General features: G+C 76.0%; 3 protein-coding genes. 1 reads left to right on the top strand and 2 read right to left on the bottom strand.

The features are described 5' to 3' along the window. Positions 1 to 841, top strand: an 841-nt coding sequence (locus GTW08_RS25655; protein ID WP_161152649.1) for a S1 family peptidase, incomplete at its 5' end; no start/stop codon positions are given. 7 nt (positions 842 to 848) lie between these two features. On the opposite strand, the gene hpt is transcribed toward GTW08_RS25655, so the two are convergent. Next, entirely contained in the window at positions 849 to 1,409 is a 561-nt protein-coding gene (gene hpt, locus GTW08_RS25650; protein WP_073576928.1) for a hypoxanthine phosphoribosyltransferase, read from the bottom strand. 58 nt (positions 1,410 to 1,467) lie between these two features. Next, positions 1,468 to 1,763, bottom strand: a 296-nt coding sequence (locus tag GTW08_RS25645; RefSeq protein ID WP_202417686.1) for a TilS substrate-binding domain-containing protein, incomplete at its 5' end; no start/stop codon positions are given.

Below are 1,763 nucleotides of genomic sequence, written 5' to 3'. Positions count from 1 at the left end.
GCCGCCGGCGACCACCGCCCGGGCCGAGGCGGGCGACCTCGTGCCGCACCCGGCCGTCGTCGCGGGGCCGGGGTCGATCGGTCCGGGGACCGTCACCGAGACCACCGGCGCGGGCCTGTGCACGGCCGGGTTCGTGTTCACCGCGGGCGAGCGCACCTTCCTCGGGCAGGCCGCGCACTGCGGCGGCACCGGCGGCGAGACCGAGACCGACGGCTGCACCTCCGACGCGGTGCCGCTGGGCACCCCGGTGCTGGTGCACGGCCGCGACGGCACGGTCACCGGGACGCTGGCGTGGAGCTCGTGGAACACCATGCAGGCCCGCGGGGAGCGCGACCCCGACGTCTGCGCCTACAACGACCTCGCACTCGTCGAGCTGCCCGCGGGCGCCCGCCCGTCGGTGGGTGCCGCGGTGCCGTTCTTCGGAGGTCCCGGCGCGGTCCGCACCGCGCCGCTGCCCGCCGGCACCCCGGTCTACGGCCTGACCAACCCACCCGGCGCCGGCGGCGTCCGCACGGTCGGGGTGCGCGCCGGTGCGGCCGCCGCCGAGGTCGGTGGCGGGTGGGGGCACGCGGTGTTCGCCGTGCAGGACGGCGTCGCCGGGGAGTCGGGCAGCCCGCTGCTCGACGCGCAGGGCCGCGCGATCGGCGTGCTGTCCAGCCTCACCACCATCGAGGACCTGCCCAGCATCGAGTACACCGACCTGGCGAGGGCGTTGGACTACGCAGCCCGCACCGACGGTCCGGCCGGTCTGACGCTCGCCGGCGGGCCCGCGTTCACCGCGGCCCCGGCCGGGGTGGACCCGCGCGCGCTGGCCACACCCGCCGGGCCCGGGCTCGGCTGAGCCGCGCTCAGGCGTAGACCGACGGGTCGAGCGTGCCGATGTAGGGCAGGTCGCGGTAGCGCTCGGCGTAGTCGAGGCCGTAGCCGACGACGAACTCGTTCGGGATGTCGAAGCCGACGTACCGGACCGGGACGTCGACCTTCACCGCGTCCGGCTTGCGGAGGAGCGTCACGACCTCCAGCGACGCGGGCGAGCGGGTCTGCAGGTTGCCCAGCAGCCAGTTCAGGGTCAGCCCCGAGTCGATGATGTCCTCGACGATCAGAACGTGCCGCCCGGCGATGTCGCGGTCGAGGTCCTTGAGGATCCGCACGACACCCGACGACGAGGTCGACGAGCCGTAGGAGCTGACCGCCATGAACTCGAGCTGGGCCGGGATGGGCAGCGCGCGGGCGAAGTCGGTCATGAACATGACGGCGCCCTTGAGGACGCCGATCAGCACGAGGTCGGACTCGCGGCCGTCGCGCACGAGGTCGGCGTAGTCACCGGCGACCTGCTGCGCCAGCTCCGCGGTCTTCTCGCGCACCTGCTCCTCGGTGACCAGCACCGAGGAGATGTCCCCGTCGTACACCCGACCCCCTCGCACGGACCGTGTGACGGCCCGGTCGACGCCTCCACCGGACCCGCGGTCACGCCCGGTCACGCGGCCGGCTGCGGCGGCGCAGCACGAGCCTGCCACGGGCGCGGGTCAGCACCAAGCCGCCGCCCACCGCCGGTCCGCCCTGCCCGCGCCAGGCTCCGACGAGGTCGTCGGCCGCCCGCAGCTGCGCGTCGGTGAGGGCCCGCGCGCCCGCTCCGGCGAGCCATTCCCGCAGGACCCGGCGCCGTACGGCGGGCTCGGCAGCGGCCAGTACACCGGTGTCGAGCGCGGTGCCGAGGGCCTCCCCGACCCCCGCCGCGGCCCCGGTCGGGTCGGTCACGGCGG

The organism is Pseudonocardia sp. SID8383, from assembly GCF_009864975.1.
Taxonomy (GTDB): Bacteria; Actinomycetota; Actinomycetes; order Mycobacteriales; family Pseudonocardiaceae; genus Pseudonocardia; species Pseudonocardia alni.
The sequence above is the reverse complement of the archived record's forward strand: the minus strand, read 5'-3'. Positions and strand labels throughout refer to the sequence as shown.